At 75.8% G+C, this 14,006-nt stretch carries 14 protein-coding genes; 4 read left to right on the top strand and 10 right to left on the bottom strand.

What is annotated here, in order from left to right; genetic code table 11:
• Window positions 1-103: 103 nt before the first annotated feature.
• From DT057_RS15865 to mazG, 4 genes are all read right to left on the bottom strand, one after another.
• A complete protein-coding gene (locus DT057_RS15865) occupies window positions 104-1,084 on the bottom strand; it encodes a catalase family peroxidase (protein ID WP_128563076.1) in 981 nt (326 codons plus the stop codon).
• A 232-nt stretch (window positions 1,085-1,316) separates the two neighbouring features.
• The gene (locus tag DT057_RS15860) at window positions 1,317-1,880 is read right to left on the bottom strand and encodes a GNAT family N-acetyltransferase (protein ID WP_128563075.1); all 564 of its coding nucleotides are present in this window, start codon (window positions 1,878-1,880) and stop codon (window positions 1,317-1,319) included.
• 14 nt (window positions 1,881-1,894) lie between these two features.
• Window positions 1,895-2,512 carry a helix-turn-helix domain-containing protein gene (locus DT057_RS15855; RefSeq protein WP_128563074.1) on the bottom strand — a complete coding sequence of 206 codons (618 nt, stop codon included), beginning with the start codon at window positions 2,510-2,512 and terminating at the stop codon, window positions 1,895-1,897.
• 171 nt (window positions 2,513-2,683) lie between these two features.
• Window positions 2,684-3,511, bottom strand: a complete 828-nt coding sequence (mazG, locus tag DT057_RS15850) for a nucleoside triphosphate pyrophosphohydrolase (RefSeq protein WP_128563073.1) — start codon at window positions 3,509-3,511, stop codon at window positions 2,684-2,686.
• A gap of 1,136 nt (window positions 3,512-4,647) precedes the next feature.
• Between mazG and DT057_RS15840 the strand changes: the two genes are divergently transcribed.
• Together DT057_RS15840 and DT057_RS15835 are read left to right on the top strand one after the other, a co-directional pair.
• Window positions 4,648-5,745, top strand: coding sequence for a replication protein RepA (locus DT057_RS15840; protein ID WP_128563071.1), 1,098 nt, complete (start codon window positions 4,648-4,650; stop codon window positions 5,743-5,745).
• A gap of 91 nt (window positions 5,746-5,836) precedes the next feature.
• Window positions 5,837-6,292 carry a winged helix-turn-helix domain-containing protein gene (locus DT057_RS15835; protein ID WP_128563070.1) on the top strand — a complete coding sequence of 152 codons (456 nt, stop codon included), beginning with the start codon at window positions 5,837-5,839 and terminating at the stop codon, window positions 6,290-6,292.
• A gap of 46 nt (window positions 6,293-6,338) precedes the next feature.
• Here the strand turns inward: DT057_RS15835 and DT057_RS15830 are convergent, their stop codons facing one another.
• The 5 genes from DT057_RS15830 to DT057_RS15810 form a co-directional block, all read right to left on the bottom strand.
• Complete coding sequence (locus tag DT057_RS15830; protein ID WP_128563069.1) at window positions 6,339-7,328, bottom strand: glucokinase; 990 nt, start codon at window positions 7,326-7,328, stop codon at window positions 6,339-6,341.
• 94 nt (window positions 7,329-7,422) lie between these two features.
• A complete protein-coding gene (locus DT057_RS15825; RefSeq protein ID WP_128563068.1) occupies window positions 7,423-8,373 on the bottom strand; it encodes a 3-hydroxyacyl-CoA dehydrogenase family protein in 951 nt (316 codons plus the stop codon).
• Between the two features lie 39 nt (window positions 8,374-8,412).
• Entirely contained in the window at window positions 8,413-9,546 is a 1,134-nt protein-coding gene (locus tag DT057_RS15820) for an NADH:flavin oxidoreductase/NADH oxidase (protein WP_128563067.1), read from the bottom strand.
• 14 nt (window positions 9,547-9,560) lie between these two features.
• Window positions 9,561-10,595: a cyclase family protein gene (locus DT057_RS15815; RefSeq protein WP_128563066.1), complete on the bottom strand. Its 1,035-nt coding sequence runs from the start codon at window positions 10,593-10,595 to the stop codon at window positions 9,561-9,563.
• Window positions 10,592-11,836, bottom strand: a complete 1,245-nt coding sequence (locus DT057_RS15810; protein ID WP_128563065.1) for an ABC transporter substrate-binding protein — start codon at window positions 11,834-11,836, stop codon at window positions 10,592-10,594. The genes DT057_RS15815 and DT057_RS15810 overlap by 4 nt, the downstream gene beginning before the upstream one ends.
• Window positions 11,837-12,044: 208 nt before the next feature.
• On the opposite strand from DT057_RS15810, the gene DT057_RS15805 reads away from it, so the two are divergent.
• Window positions 12,045-12,398, top strand: a complete 354-nt coding sequence (locus tag DT057_RS15805; protein WP_128563109.1) for a DUF1428 domain-containing protein — start codon at window positions 12,045-12,047, stop codon at window positions 12,396-12,398.
• A gap of 57 nt (window positions 12,399-12,455) precedes the next feature.
• Here the strand turns inward: DT057_RS15805 and DT057_RS15800 are convergent, their stop codons facing one another.
• Window positions 12,456-13,145 (bottom strand): histidine phosphatase family protein, encoded by a 690-nt coding sequence (locus DT057_RS15800; protein ID WP_128563064.1) that lies wholly within the window; start codon window positions 13,143-13,145, stop codon window positions 12,456-12,458.
• 345 nt (window positions 13,146-13,490) lie between these two features.
• Between DT057_RS15800 and DT057_RS15795 the strand changes: the two genes are divergently transcribed.
• Window positions 13,491-13,928, top strand: coding sequence for a PaaI family thioesterase (locus tag DT057_RS15795; protein ID WP_128563063.1), 438 nt, complete (start codon window positions 13,491-13,493; stop codon window positions 13,926-13,928).
• Window positions 13,929-14,006 lie beyond the last annotated feature (78 nt).

Genomic DNA, 14,006 nt, shown 5'->3' with positions numbered 1-14,006 from the left:
GCGTCGACGCCGGTCCGGTGCCGGCCCCGCGACCGGGACGGGGGCCCGGAGCCGCGCCTCCCGGCACGGGCGCGGCCCGCGCGGATCCCGCCCGACCGGAGCCCTATTGCGACCGCCGCCCGAACGAGATCGCGTAGGTCTGCACCCGCGCGTCGATCAGGGGGTCGTCCGAGACCTCGACGCCCTCCGGCAGGTTGTTCGGCAGGAACAGGAGCGCCTTCTCGGCCGCGGCACTGTCCGGCACCGCCCTCGTCAGGGTGAGCGTGCCGAGGTCGACGAGGCGCCGGTCCTCCGGCCAGGGGATCGTGGCGTCCCGGGTCGAGTCGCCCGGGCCGGCGAGCTGGGCCATCACCGTGAAGGAGACGGGCGCCTTGGCCAGCCGCGCCGGCAGCTCCTCCATCAGGAAGCGCGGCGGGCGCTTGCCGGCCTCCTCGGGCGGCAGCAGGTCGGCGCCGGCCGTCGGCACGAAGCGGTAGCGGAACGGCGTGCGCTTGCCGGCCGCGTCGACGAGCACGAAGGCGTTGACGCCGTTGTAGACCTGCCGGGCGAGGCTCGACGGGGTCGCGATGGCGGCGCTCGCCTTCGGCACCGCCGGGTGGCCGGCGACGAACGCCTGCAGGGAAGCCGGGTTGCCGCCGCCGGCGGCCTGCGCGGCCTGCAGGAGGTCGCGGAACTCCTCGGGCGTGGCGACGGGGAAGAACTTCAGCGAGTTCGTCACCACGTCCATCTCGGCCCCGTCCGCGGGGGCGAACTTGATCGCGAGGCCGTGCGGCTTGGCGTTCGGGTCGCCGTCCGGCATCGCCGGCACGCCGGTCGCGTCCGAGAACCGCACCGTCACCGGCACCGCCGGTCCCCGGAACACGGACGCCTTGCTGAGGGCCGCGGCCTCGGCGCTCGGCGTGAACGAGCCCTCGACCACCACGCCCTTGGCGTGGTTCGCCCGCAGGCCGGGGTGCCGGCCCCAGAGCGCGTTCATCGTGTCGACGATCTGCTCGGACACGGCGGCGTCCTGCGCCTGCGCGCCCGCCGCCAGCAGCAGGCCCGCCCCCGCCGCGAGGGCGCGGCCAATCTTCGCGAATCTCATCGAGTTTCTCCACGACCGGCCGCGGGGGCCGCCGGCGCGACGATGGCCCACGGCCCCGCGGCGACGCAAGGGGAGGACGTGCGCGGCTTCCGGTCCCGGCCCGCCGCGGGACGCCGCCGGACCCGGGGGCCCGCCGCCGGCCGGCGCGGCCGGGTTGGCGTTGCGCCAGGAGGGCACCGCGGGCCGGTCCGGCGGAGTCGCGGGGACGCCGCGGCGGGGATCCCGGGCGCGCTCAGGCCAGCAGCTTGTGCATGAAGGTGCAGGGCTCGGGCACGCCGTGCGGCGAGCAGGCGTAGCCCGGCACCACGCCGGTGACCGCGAAGCCGAGCGCCCGGTAGAGCGCCTCGCCGGCATCGTCCTGGCGGGTGTCGAGGATGAGCAGGCGGCGCCCGGCCGCGACCGCCACGGCCTCGGCGGCCCGCATCAGGTCGCGGCCGAGGCCCCGGCGGCGGTGCCCGGGATGCACCAGCACCTTGGTGATCTCGGCCCGGTGCCGGCCGTTGGGCGGCGCGGCGAGGCCGACCTGCGCGGTGCCGACGAGCCGGCCCCCGTCGCGGGCCACCAGGAGCCGGCGCTCGCCGCGCCGGAGCGCCGGCAGCCCGTCGCGCCAGAAGGCCTCCGCCTCGGGGAGCCCGAAGGGCAGGACGAAGCCGATGCTGGCGCCGTCGAGCACGCAGGCGTGCAGCAGGGCGGCGAGGTCGGGCAGCATCGCCGGCACGGACTCGGGGGAGGCCTCCTCGACCGGCGCGGTCGGGAGAGGCGGCGTCGGGGCAGGGGTCGTCGGGGCAGGGGTCATCGGGGCGGCCATGGTCAGGGGCGGCAGAGCGCGATCAGGTAGCGGGCCTCGGCCGGGCCCGGGCTGGCGAAGCGGGACGGGCCCGAGAGGTGGTAGCGCAGGGCGTCGCCGGGCCGGAGCCGGTGGGTGGCGCCGTCGAGCGTGAGGTCGAGGAGGCCCTCCAGCATCCAGAGATGGTGCTCGAGCCCCCCGACCGGCGGCGCCGCGTAGGCGATGGAGGCCCCGGCCGGCAGCTCCCCGGCCACGAGCTCGGCCAGGAAGCCGTGGGCCGGGGGCGAGACGCTGCGGCGGCGAAACCCCGTCTCGGGATCGACCCAGACGCTCTGGTCGTCGCGGCGGACGAGGCGGGCCGGGTCGGCCTCCACCTCGGCGAGCAGCCGCGACATCGGCCGGCCGTAGACGGTGCAGAGGCGGCCGAGCAGGGAGGCGGTCGGGCTGGTGTCGCCGCGCTCGAGGCGCGAGAGGGTGGCGCGGCTGATGCCGCTCGCCGCCGCGAGCTCCTCCAGGGACAGGCCGCGCTCCCGGCGCAGCCCGGCGAGCCGGGCCGCGAGGCGCAGGTCGATCGCCGTCGCGCGGGCCTCCGGCGCGGCCTCGCCCGGAGGCGGATCGCCGCCTTCGTGAAAAATTCCCATATTCGAGAAATTCTCTCACGCAGGCGCACGGGTCAAGGGGGTGGTGGACGCGTCGCCCGCAAAGGTCTCCGGGCCGCCGTCCCGAGCAGGGCCCGGCGCGTCCGGCGCGCATCGACGGCCCGGGAGCCGCCGGGCGCCCCGGGGAGGCGCGTCCGGGATCCGGGGCGCCCGTCAGCCCTCCCGCCGCTTCACCCGCGCCCAGGCCTCCTCCATGGCGGCGAGGCCGGCCTCCGGCAGGGTGCGGCCCTCGCGGGAGACCTCGTCCTCCATCGCGGCGAACCGGCGCCGGAACTTCACGATCGCCCGGCGCAGGGCCTCCTCCGGGTCGACCCGGGCGTGGCGGGCGAGGTTGGCCACCGAGAACAGGAGGTCGCCGATCTCCTCGGCCAGGGCCTCCGGGTCGCCCTGCGCCAGGGCCTCGGCGACCTCGTCGGTCTCCTCCCGCACCTTGGCGACGACCTGCGCCGCGTCGGGCCAGTCGAACCCCACCGCCGCGGCCTTGCGGGAGACCTTCTCGGCCCGGGTGAGGGCCGGCAGGGCGAGCGGCACGCCCGCGAGCGTGCCGCGCTCCGCCGCCGCGCCGGCGCCCGCCGGAGCCTGGGCCGCTTCGGCCTTCCGGGCCTTGCCGGCCCGTTCCTGCGCCTTGATCGCCTCCCACTGCGCCGCCACGGCGGCGGGGTCGAGGGCCGGGCCCTCGCCGAAGACGTGGGGGTGGCGGCGCACCATCTTGTCGGCGATGGCGGACGCGACGTCGTCGAACCCGAAGGCGCCGGCCTCCTCGGCGAGCCGGGACTGGAACACGACCTGGAACAGGAGGTCGCCGAGCTCGTCGCGCAGGTCGTCGAGGTCGCCCCGGTCGACCGCGTCGGCGACCTCGTAGGCCTCCTCGATCGTGTAGGGGACGATGCTCGCGAAGCTCTGCCGCAGGTCCCAGGGACAGCCGGTCTCGGGGTCGCGCAGGCGCGCCATGATCAGGAGAAGCCGCTCGATCGGGGCCATGCTCGGGTCCGTTTCGGTCTCGACGGGCAGCGCCGCGGGCGCCGGAGGCCCGGTCATAGGCGCAGGCGGCGGCACGCGGAAGCGCCGGGGCCGCGGCGGGGCGGACGAGGCCGACCCGCGGAAGAACCTCGCTTATTCCCAAAATTCCGATTGGCCTAACCCTGTATCCAGAGGTCTCGGAAGCCCTCGAAGATCGTTCTTCAAAACGAACATGATCTCGGCCCTATAGGCGACTTATCAGTCATGGATTCTCAGAGAGTCGGTTATGTGGATTATATGGAGAGGCGAATCGCCCTGGTATTCCATGGGCTTGAGGGGTGATCGCGCATCCGGGTCTGCGTGCCGGCGCATGGGACTCTGCGGGGACCCGCATGGGATTCTGCGGGGATTCCGGCCCGCGGCGCATCGGATTCGGCGTCGTCGCGCATCGGATTCGGCGCCGGCCCGTCCCCGGCCCCTCGGAATCCGGGCGTTTCGGATCCGGTCCCGCGTATCGAACTCTGCGTGCCCGTCGCGCCTCCGGTCCGCCCCCGTATCGAGGTCTGCGCGGGGTTGCCCACCGGCCCGTCGACCGGCTGCCCACAGGACCGTGCACAGGACCGTCCACGGCCCGGCCCACAGGGAGTCCACGGCCCGACCCACAGGGCCGTGCACGGCCAGGCCCACAGAGCATCCACGCCGGCCCCACAAGGCCGTGCACGGGGCCGCCGGGCCGGGGCCGGCGGTCAAGCCCCGCCGGGCGGCCCACGATGCCGCCGGGCCGGCCCACAGGGCCGCGGGCAAGGCGGAGGAGCCCCGGGGGGAACCGCTCGCCGGACGGGGAGGGCCGGTCCCCGGCCGGAGGGCCTGCGCGCCGGGTTCGGGCGCGCCGGTGCCGGGCGGGGCCGTCCGGGCGAACCCGGGCCCACGGGGATCGAAACCTCCCCGGGCGCTCGGGCCGGGGGCGGGCGCCCCCGGCTCGAGGATCGTCGGCGAGGACCGCGGGCGAGGATCATGGGCTAAGGATCATGGGGATGAGTCTCGGGAATCTTGGGATAACCGGGACCCGGGGCCGGAATCCCGGGAGCGGAATCGTGCATGAAGGATTGGGTGTGGGTCCGGCGGGAAGCGCGCCGACCCGGGAACGGCGTCCAGGCATGAGCATCGAGGCCAAGATCGCGGCGATCCACGACGAGGACCTGCGCGCCGAGCTGGAGGCGGCGCGGGGAGGCTTCCTGTTCGCCGTCATCGTCGAGCACATCGCCCACCGGCAGGCCCTGCGCGACGCCGAGCGCAGCGAGAGCGGCCGCCGGGCGCAGGCCCGCGCCGGCATGGGGCGCGACCAGCGCCGGCGCGACGCCGTGCGGGTCGTGCTCGAGGCCGAGCCGACCACGCCCGACACGATCCAGCACATCCATTCCGTGCTGGCGCTCTGCGGCCTGCCCTACCGCGACCCCGGCGACAGCCGGGAATTCTTTCGGGAATACGGCCGCAACACGCTCAGCATCCTGGCGGGCCGCCTGAAGAACCCCGCCAGCGGCCAGATGGAGCTCCAGGGCCTGCCCTACGGCCCGAAGGCCCGGCTGGTGCTGCTGCACCTCTGCACCGAGGCGGTGCGCCAGCGCAGCCCCACGATCGCGGTCGCCGACAGCCTGTCGGGCTTCATGCGCGAGATGGGGTTCGCCGTCACCGGGGGCGAGCGCGGCACCATCCGGCAGTTCAAGGAGCAGCTCCACCGGCTCGCCGCCTGCACCATGCAGATCGGCCTCTGGGACGGGCAGTCCCGCTCCTCCACCATCACCATGCCGCCCTTCCGCCAGCTCGACCTCTGGCGCGCCGGCGGCCAGGACGGCACGGCCTGGTCGAAGAGCGTGCAGTTCCACCAGGATTTCTACGACAACCTGATCAAGCACGCCCTGCCGGTCGACATCCGGGCCGCCCGCGCCTTCTCGGGCTCGGCCCGCAAGCTCGACCTGCTGTTCTGGGTCGGCTACCGCCTGCGCGCCCTCCAGCGCCCCCTGCGGCTCTCCTGGGACATCGTCCACAAGCAGTTCGGCGCCGACAACGCCTCCCTGCGCAGCTTCCGCCAGGCCTTCAAGGCCGACGTGGCGCACCTCAAGGAGGTGTTCCCGAAGCTGCCGGTCAGCCTGGACGAGGCCGGCATGCAGCTGCTGCCGGCCGATCCGGGCACCCTCCTGGTGCCGCCCAAGCCCGTCCGCCGCAAGGCCCCGGCGGCGGGGGCCGGCGCCGCCTGAGGGGCGCCCGGGCGCCACGGGCGCGCTTGCGGTTTTGCGGAATATTCCTATTCTCCGGTACTCGGAATGAAGCCCCGGGTGAGGTTTCGGAATGGAATATTCCACGGAGCGGGGCGCCACGTTCCTGACGGAGGCGGAGGCGGAGGCCCGGCTGGACGAGCTGCGGCGCCAGCGCGCGGCGCTCGACCGGGCCATCGCCGAGCACGAGGCCTACCTCGACCTCGGGCGCCGGCTCGCCCGGCCCGCGCCCGCCGCGCCCCCCGGGCCGGCGCCCCGGGCGGAGCCCGCCCCGCTCCCGCCGGATCCCGAGGCCGGCGGCACGGCGCGCCAGGAGGGGCGGCGGCTGATGGAGGCGGCGGTGGAGATCCTGTCGGCCGCCGGCCGGCCGATGCACGCCGCCGAGATCTGGGAGCGGCTCGCCGCCCGCGGCCTGACCCTGCCGGGCCACGACCCGGTGGCGGCGCTCAACACCCGGCTCTGGAAGCGCGCGCAGGCCGGCACGGTCGTCCGCCGCCTCGGGGACGCGGTCTACGGGCTCGCGTCGTGACCAGGGCGTGCGCCGGTCGTCGCCGCGCCGCTCGTCGCGGCGCCGGTCAGGCCCGCCAGACCTGCCCGTCGTAGGCGAAGCGCGTCGGCTGGCAGGCCAGCGCCGAGAGCCCGGCCAGCGCCGGGTCGGCGACCGTGATGACGCAGGTCGGGATCTGCTCCATCTGCGCCACGAAGGGCGGCTTGCGGGTGAAGGCCTGCCGGAAGGCGCCCTCGGCCAGCACCGGGAGGATGCGGGGCGCGATGCCGCCGCCGAGATAGACCCCGCCGGTGGCCAGGAAGGTGAGGGCGAGGTCGCCGCACAGGCGCCCGAGGAGCTTGGCGAACAGCGCGAGGGTCTCCCGGGCCACCGGGTCCTCGCCGGAGAGGCCCCGCTCGGTGATCTCCGGCGGGCTCGCCTCCCCGCCGCCCAGGCCCGCGTAGAGCCGCGCCAGCCCCGGGCCCGAGAGCAGGGCCTCGACGGTGATGCGGCCCTCGATGCGCGCGAGCCGCGGCCACAGGGCGGCCTCGGCCTCGTCGCTCGGCCCGAAATCCGTGTGCCCGGCCTCGGTCGACACGATGGCCAGCTGCTCGCCGTACGGCACCAGGGCGGCGGCGCCGAAGCCGGTGCCGGGGCCGAGCACCAGCCGGGCGCCGCCCTTCGGGCGCAGCACCGGCCCGACCTGGGCCAGGACGTGCCGGTCCTCGCCCGCCGGGTCGAGGGCGGCGGCGCCGGCCGCGACCGGCACGTAGTCGTTGACGACCGCGCAGGTCGAGAGCCCGAGGTCCCGGCCGATGGCCGCCCCCTCGATCACCCAGTGGGCGTTGGTGAGGTGCACGGCCGGCCCGTCGACCCGCGCCGCCACCGCCAGGATGGCCGAGCGCGGGGCCGCGGTCCGGCCCGCCGAGAGGGCGTCCCGGATCGCCGCGCTCGGGTCCGGGTAGGCGGCGGTCTGCGCGTGGGCGAGCAGCACCGTCTCGGCGCCGGGCGCCTCCTGCACGGCGAAGCGCGCGTTGGTGCCGCCGATGTCGCCGAACAGGACCGGGAAGTCGAACATGGGCCCTCGGGTCTCCGGAACCGCGCCGCGGCGCGCTCCGTTTATAGCACCGCTTCGGGCGAAATCGACCGGGCGCCGTCCGGCCCGCGCGCCGTCAGCGCCCCTCCATCCGGCCGACCTGCCGCATCGCCTGCTTGAGGGCCAGCAGCCGCCGGTCGCGGTCGCGGAACAGCTCGGCCGGGTCGCGCCCGCCCCAGTCGAAGAAGCCGCGGCCCGCCATCACGCCGGTGCGGCCCTCGGCCACGAGCGCGTCGATGGACGCGGATTGCGTGCGGGCGGCGGGCGGGCTGTAGCTGGCGTTGGCGAGGGCGTGGCGCAGGAGCTCGATTCCGGTGAAGTCCGCCTTGGCGAGGTGGCCGAGGATCGGGATGCGCAGCGCGAGCCCGTGCACGATGGCGTCGTCGATCTCCCGCGCCGAGGCGATGCCCTCGTCGAGCAGGTGGTAGACCTCGGCCGAGATCGCCGACTGGATCCGGTTGGCGACGTAGCCCGGGATGAAGCGCGCGAGCACGATCGGCACCTGGCCGAGGCCGAGCACCAGCCGGCGCGCCTCCTCGATCACCGCCGGGTCGGTGCGGGGCCCCGGCACCACGTCGACGAGGTCGACGATGTAGGGGGGCGTGTACCAGTGCATCACCAGCGCCCGGGCCTGGCGCGCCTCCGGGATCAGCGGGAAGACGTCGAGGTAGCTCGTGTTGCTGGCGATCCTGGTCTCGGGGCCGCAGAGGCGGTCGAGCTCGCCGAAGAGGGCGCGCTTGGCCTCCGGGTTCTCGGTGATCGCCTCGATGACGAGCTCCGCCCCCGCGACGGTCTCGCCGAGGTCGGGCGTGAGGCGCACGGCGCGGCCGAGGCGCTCGGGCGTCCATTCCGCCGCGACGGCGCCCGCCTCCCGCAGGGTGTCGAGGGCCGAGGCCATCAGCTCCGGCACCCGCGCGAGGGTCTCGGGGCGGCTGTCGGTGAGCCGCACGGCATGCCCCCCGAGCGCCAGCACCAGGGCGATGCCGTGCCCCATCAGGCCGGCGCCGACGACCGCGATCTCGCTCATGTGGTTCTCCTGCTCGGGTGGCGATCGGGGGAAGCGCCGTCAGGCCGGCCGCCAGGGGCCCAGGCGCTCGATGTCCCGGGCGCGGCGCTCCAGCCACCAGCCGGCCTGCCGCGGCCAGGCCGCGAACTCCGTGCGGGCCCGGAGCGCCCAGTTCGGGTCGGCGAGGGATTCGCGGCCGACGGCGACGAGGTCGGCGCGCCCCTGCGCCACCACCGCCTCGGCCTGGCGGGGATCGACGATGAGCCCGACCGCCATGGTGGCAAGGCCGGTCTCCCGCCGGATCCGCTCGGCGAAGCCGACCTGGAAGCCGTAGTCGCGCCGCACCCGGGCGGCGGTGGCCGAGCCGGCGAGGCCGCCCGAGGAGCAGTCGATCACGTCGGCGCCGAGCCCCTTGAGGGCGTGCGCGAAGGCGAGCGTGTCCTCGAGGGTGAGGCCGCCCTCCAGGCCGTCCACCGCCGAGACCCGCACGAAGAGCGGCTTGCCCGCCGGCCAGGCCTCGCGCAGGGCCCGCGCCACCGCGAGGGGGAAGCGCATCCGCCCGGCGCGGTCGCCCCCGTAGGCGTCCTCGCGCCGGTTCGAGAGCGGCGACAGGAAGGCGTGCAGCAGGTAGCCGTGGGCGGCGTGCAGCTCGATCACGTCGAAGCCGGCCGCCTCCGCCCGGCGCGCCGCCGCCGCGAAGGCGGCGACGAGGTCCGCCATGGCGGCCGGCGTCAGCGCCGTCGGCATCAGCCAGCCCTCGTCCAGGGGGATCGGGCTCGGGGCGACGACGGGCCAGGGCGCGTCGCCGCGGGCGACGTCGTCGGGCGAGAGCGGGCCGTTGCCCTCCCAGGGCCGCTGCATGCTGGCCTTGCGGCCCGCATGGGCGAGCTGGATCCCGGCCGCCGCGCCGTTCGCCCGCAGGAAGGCGGCCACCCGGGCGAGGGCCGCGCCGTGGTCCGGCGACCACAGGCCGAGGTCGCCGTGGGTGATGCGCCCCTCCGGCACCACCGCGGTCGCCTCCAGGATGACGAGGCCGGCGCCCCCGAGGGCGAAGCGGCCGTAATGGACGAGGTGGTAATCCCCCGCGATCCCGTGCTCGGCCGAGTACTGGCACATCGGCGGGACGACGACGCGGTTGCGCAGGGACACGTCCCGGAGGCTGACGGGCTCGAACAGGCGGGGCGGGGCGGTCATCCGGCGCGGGGCTCCTACACGGTGGCGATCGGCGTCGTCGGCGAGCCGACGGCGCCGGGCAGCCGCAGGGGCGGGGCGGTGAGGAGGAAGCGGTGGCGGCCGCGGGCCCTGAGCCAGGCGGCGAGCGGGGTCAGGTGCCAGAGCTCGCCGAGGTTGACCCCGAGGCGGAACAGGCAGTGCTCGTGGAGCGGCAGGGTGGCGCAGCAGCCCTCCGCCGGCGCCGGCAGGGCCGGGTGGACCTCGACCGCGTAGTTGTCGGCGATGAGGGCGCACAGGCCCGAATCGGTGATCCAGTTGAGGAGCCGCCCGTCGCGCCCGTCGAGGCCGGCGCCGAGGCCGTGCACCACCTCCGGGTCGGGGGCCCGCCCCATGCCGAGCAGCCGCTCGGCGAAGCCCGTGTGCAGGCAGACCATGTCGCCGGGCTCGACCACGACGCCGTCGGCCTCGAGGATGCCGCGCAGCGCGTCGTAGCCGACGGCCCGGCGGGCCTCGCCCAGATGCGCGTGCAGGTCGATCATCACGCCGCGGCCCTGCATCCCGCGCTCCGCCAGCCGCTCGACGCCGAGCGCCCTGGCGCGGGAGGGCCGGCCCGCCTCCCCGGGGGTCGACGGGCCGGTGATGTCGGAGCCGGCCCGGAAGCCGTTGTAGTAGACCGGGCGCCGCGTGCCGTCGCCCTGCGCGTCGAACAGGGAGCCGACATGCGCGAGGCTGTCCCACTGCGTCGAGTACTGCAGGTGCAGCACCGCGAGGTCGTCGCTGATCACGTCGGTGGCGTCCGCCACCTCCTCGCAGACCGGGAAGTTCATGTTGGGCCGCCCGGACGCCCGCACGGTCGGGCGGATCTGCGGCGGGTGGCGGCGGGGGTTCAGCACGTTGCCGCCCGGGTAGTCGAGGGGCAGGCTGAGGCAGAAGGTCAGCCCCTCGCGCACCTCGGCCACGCCCTGGCGCACCTTCTCGGGGGTGAGCAGGTTGAGGCGGCCGAGCTCGTCGTCGGGACCGAAATCCCCCCAGGTCGAGCCCGCGGGGCGGCGGCGCCAGCGCGGGCTCACTTCCTCACCAGGGGGCAGCGGGAGGCCGAGAGCGGCTGGAAGGCCTGGTCGCCCGGCACCGTGGCGACGAGGCGGTAGAGGTCCCAGGGGCCCGTCGATTCCTCGGGCTTCTTGACTTGGAACAGGTACATGTCGTGGACCATGCGGCCGTCCTCGCGGATGCGCCCGCCGCGGGCGTAGAAGTCGTCGACGGGCGTCTCGCGCATGGCCTTCATCACGGCCCCGGTCTCGTCGGTGCCGGCGTGCCGGACGGCCTTGAGGTAGTGCGTCACCGTCGAGTAGACGCCGGCCTGGGACATGTTGGGCATCTTGCCCACGCGGTCGAAGTAGCGCTTCGACCAGGCGCGGGTCTCGTCGTTCAGGTCCCAGTAGAAGCCCTCCGTCAGGAACATGCCCTGCGTCGCCTTGAGGCCGAGGCTGTGGACGTCGGAGATGTAGACGAGGAGCCCCGCGAGCGTCTGGCCGCCCTGGGTCAGGCCGAACTCGGCCGCCTGCTTGATGGCGTTGGTGGTGTCGTTGCCGGCATTGGCCAGCCCCACCACCTTGGCGCCGGAGGCCTGGGCCTGGAGCAGGAAGGAGGAGAAGTCGGCGGTGTTGATCGGCGCCCGCACGCCGCCCGCGACCGTGCCGCCGTTGGCCCTGACCACCGCGCTCGCGTCCCGCTCCAGCTCCTGGCCGAAGGCGTAGTCGGCGGTGATGAAGAACCAGGAGGTGCCCCCGGCCTTCACGGTGGCCTGGGCGGTGGCGTTGGCGAGGGCGTAGGTGTCGTAGGCCCAGTGGACCGAGACGGGCGAGCAGGCCTCGTTCGTCAGCCGCACGGCGCCGGGGCCGCTGAAGGCGATGACCTTGTTCTTGGCCCTGGCGACGTCGAGGGCCGCGAGGGCGGTGGCCGAGGCGGCGACGTCCAGGATCGCGTCGACCCGGTCGGTGTCGAACCAGGCCCGCGCCGTGGCGGCGGCGATGTCGGGCTTGTTCTGGTGGTCGGCCACCAGCACCTCGACGGGGGCGCCCAGCACCTTGCCGCCGAAATCCTCCACCGCCATGCGGGCGGCCGCGGCGCTGCCGGGCCCGGTCACGTCGGCGTAGAGCCCCGACATGTCGAGGATGAGGCCGAACCGCACCACGCCGTCGGAGATCGCCGGTTTCGGGGCCGGACCGGGCTGCTGCGCGCGCGCGCTCCCTTGCCACAGGATCCCTTGCCACGCGGCGGCGAGCGCCGCGGCCAGAAGCGTTGTCCTCACCCGTCTTCGTCCTTCGCCGAGGGCGCGTCGTTGTCCGGGGCTCCCGCGGGGCCCGGGCGCATGGTTCGGAGGGCCGGGGCGGGTTGTCAACCGCGCGGCCCGCGCGCGGGGGTCGAAAAAATCCGGTGCCGGACCTGTCGGATCGCGGCCCCGCCCGCCGTCCTCGGGGCTTCCGACCCCCGGGTGGCGATGGATGGCCGAGGCGAGCATGACCTACGTCGACGGTTTCGTGGTGGCGGTCCCCCGGGAGGGGCTCGAGGCCTACAGGGCCCTGGCGCGCCGGGCCGCGGCGATCTGGCGGGAGCACGGCGCGCTGTCGGTCGTCGAGTGCCTCGCCGACGACGTGCCCTACGGCGCGCTCACCTCGTTCCCGCGGGCCGTGCAGGCGCGGGAGGACGAGACCGTGGTCCTGTCCTGGATCGTCTACGCGTCGCGGGCGGAGCGGGACGCCGTCAACGCCAGGGTCATGGCCGACCCGCGCCTCGAGGAGGCGATGGCCGACCGGCCGTTCGACGCCCGGCGCATGATCTACGGCGGGTTCGAGGTCTTCCTGGAGACCTGAACCCGGGCCCCCTCGGGCACGACGCCGGGGTCACGCCCCGGCGTCGTGCCCGAGGGGTCACGCCGGCGGGCCGCCGCCCTCCGGGCCCGCGCCGAGCCAGGGCTGGCCGTTGACCATGCCGACGCGCCAGCCGGCGCCCTCCGGGCTGTCGTAGTGGTCGAGGCGGGTGAGCGAGCAGTTCTCGATGGCGAAGGCGAGGCCCCCCTGCGGCGGCAGGCCGAGCGCGAGGGCGATCGCGGCGCGGATCGTGCCGCCGTGGGCCACCGCCACGATGTCGCCCCCGCGGTGCTCGGCGGTGAGGTCGCGGATGGCGCCGCCCACCCGGTCGCAGAGCTCCGCGAAGCTCTCGCCCCCCGGGGGCCGCTCGTCGGCGGGGGCGAACCAGTGGCTCGCCGCCGCCGGCTGGCGCTCGGCGAAGAAGCGGGCCCGGTCCTGGCCCTGCCAGTCGCCGAGGTTCTGCTCGGCGAGGGCCGGCAGGGCCGTCAGGACGGGGGCCGCCCCGTCGCGCGAGAAGTCGCGGGCCTGCCAGAGGGCCTCGGCGGTCTGCCGGGTGCGCCCGAGATGGCTCGCGACCCAGACGGCGCCCCCGGGCAGCACGGGCGCGAGGCCCGCGAAGACGTGGGCGTCGCCGCAATCGCACGCGATGTCGGCGCCGCCGTAGATGCGGCCGCCGTCGCCCCGCACGGGGGCGTGGCGCACCCACCACCAGCGGGTGCGGACGAAGGGGAGGCGGTGCCGGGTGCTCATGTCGCCTCGCGCGTGCGTCGGACGGGGCCGAGGAGGCTCACGCGGCCCCGCCGCCTGGGCCCCGGGAGCCTCCCCGGCGCGGGCTGGATCTCGTCGGCCGCCATCGCTCGCGTGCATCCCAAACGGACCGGTCGCGGGCGGGACGCCGAACCCCCGCGGGCCGGCATCCCTCGCGGGCCGTCATCTAACGTCAGATCGGCCGCCCCGGGCAAGAGCGGCGGCCCGGCGCCCGCGGGGCCCGGGGCCCGGGGCCCGTGGGGCCGGCCCACGGGCCGCCCGCCCCCGAATTGCCAGGCCCGCAAACTCTCCCCATACGTCCCGCCAGCACGGGACGGGAGGAGACGGATGAGCGGCCAGGAACCGCCACGGGACGAGGCGCCGCGGGACGACGCCCCCGAGGAGACGATCTTCGGCGCGGACATCCCGTTCGCGCGCCTGTGCGGCATCGAGGCGCTCGGGGTGTTCGAGGGGCGCACGCGCCTGCGGCTGGCGCTCGCGCGCCGGCACGGCAACAACCTCGGCATCGCGCACGGGGGGGTGATCTGCACGCTCCTCGACATTGCCATGGGGACGGTGGCCCGGCTCACCGCCGGCCGGCCGGTGGTGACCCTCGACATGCAGACCCGGTTCCTCGCGCCGGGCCACGGCACGGTCCTGGCCGAGGGCTGGGTGGTGCGGGCCGGTCGGTCGATCCTGTTCTGCGAGGCGGAGATCCGCGCCGAGGGCGGCGGGCTCGTGGCGAGCGCGAGCGGGCTGTTCAAGCCGGTCGGGGCCCGGGGCTAGGGCCGCGCCCCGGCCGCGCCGCAGGCGGGCGCCCCTCGCGGGCCGCCGTGCCCGGCGGGCGTCCCTCGCGGGCCGCCG

It is taken from the genome of Methylobacterium crusticola (assembly GCF_003574465.1).
Taxonomy (GTDB): Bacteria; Pseudomonadota; Alphaproteobacteria; order Rhizobiales; family Beijerinckiaceae; genus Methylobacterium; species Methylobacterium crusticola.
The sequence above is the reverse complement of the archived record's forward strand: the minus strand, read 5'-3'. Positions and strand labels throughout refer to the sequence as shown.